Source organism: Mesorhizobium sp. M1E.F.Ca.ET.063.01.1.1 (assembly GCF_003998155.1).
GTDB lineage: Bacteria > Pseudomonadota > Alphaproteobacteria > Rhizobiales > Rhizobiaceae > Mesorhizobium.
The window spans coordinates 1-1,114 of sequence record NZ_RZSC01001213.1; the positions used below are offsets into that span (position 1 = coordinate 1).

At 60.5% G+C, this 1,114-nt stretch carries 2 protein-coding genes; both read right to left on the reverse strand.

Going from position 1 to position 1,114, the window contains the following annotated elements; genetic code table 11:
- A partial coding sequence (locus EOA29_RS37355) for a circularly permuted type 2 ATP-grasp protein (protein WP_189479136.1) occupies window positions 1-672 on the reverse strand: 672 nt, incomplete at its 3' end.
- A gap of 162 nt (window positions 673-834) precedes the next feature.
- Window positions 835-1,071, reverse strand: a complete 237-nt coding sequence (locus tag EOA29_RS37360) for an Lrp/AsnC family transcriptional regulator (protein ID WP_027166286.1) — start codon at window positions 1,069-1,071, stop codon at window positions 835-837.
- Window positions 1,072-1,114 lie beyond the last annotated feature (43 nt).

A 1,114-nucleotide genomic window follows, 5' to 3' on the forward strand; every position in this document is an offset into this window, starting at 1 on the left:
GCCCGGCGTCAGCACGGCGATGGTCGGCGCGCCCTTGGTGCTCTGCGGCCGCACCGCGGCGAGCGACTGGCGCAACAGCTGCGGATAGTTCTCGACCGGCTGCACCTTGATCTGCTGGAAGAGCTCCGGAAAGAGCTGCATCATCGTCTCGCGGTTCTCCAGCATGTAGGAGACGCCGGAAGGCGTGCGGGCATTGTCCTCCAACACATAGAATTCGTTCTCGCTGATGCGGACGATGTCGACGCCGATGATGTGGGTGTAGACGCCGGCCGGCGGCCTCACACCGATCATCTCGGGCAGGAAGGCCTCATTCTTCGCCACCAGCTCCTTGGGAACACGCCCCGCGCGCAGGATCTCCTGACGGTGGTAGATGTCGTCGAGAAAGGCATTGAGCGCCTGCACCCGCTGCTCGATGCCTTGCGTCAGCCGGCGCCATTCCTGGCCGGAAATGATGCGCGGAACGATGTCGAAGGGGATCAGCCGCTCGGAGGCCTCCTGTTCGCCATAGACGGCGAAGGTGATGCCCGTCTTGCGGAAGACACGCTCGGCGTCCTGCATTTTCTGGGTGAGCCTGGCCGGGTCCTGTTCCTTCAGCCAGCGATCGTAAGCCTGGTATGGTCTTCTCAATCCGGAGACTTCCGGAGCCATTTCGTCGAACGCTGCCAATCGCATACTCCCCTGTGAAACCATTTCACTGGCCCGGCTGGAGAAAATCAAGCGCAATCGATGATTTGGCGAGCGTCGGCGATCGTTATGTCGAAGTTGCCTAAGATTAAGGCAGAGCCGCCGGGCTGAGGTCAGGCGCTGCCTCGTGCCCGAGCAAGGCAGGCGCGGTCAGAATGCCCGGAAGGTGACGATGGTGAAGGTGTCCTTGATTCCGGGCAGAATCTGCACCCTCTCATTGACGAAGTGGCCGACGTCTTCCTCGTCATCGACATAGAATTTTGCGAGCAGGTCGTAATTGCCGGCGGTCGAATAGATCTCGGAGGCGATCTCGGCATCGGCGAGCGCGCTGGCGACCTCATAGGCCTTGCCCAGATCGCACTTTATCTGCACGAAAAATGCCTTCATTGCCGATCCTGTGAGCTTATACGCGAATAAGCGCCCTTTTGGC

Coding starts and splice junctions, on each gene's coding strand:
- EOA29_RS37360 (WP_027166286.1), bottom strand. CDS start 1,071: ATGAAGGCATTTTTCGTGCAGATAAAGTGCGATCTGGGCAAGGCCTAT.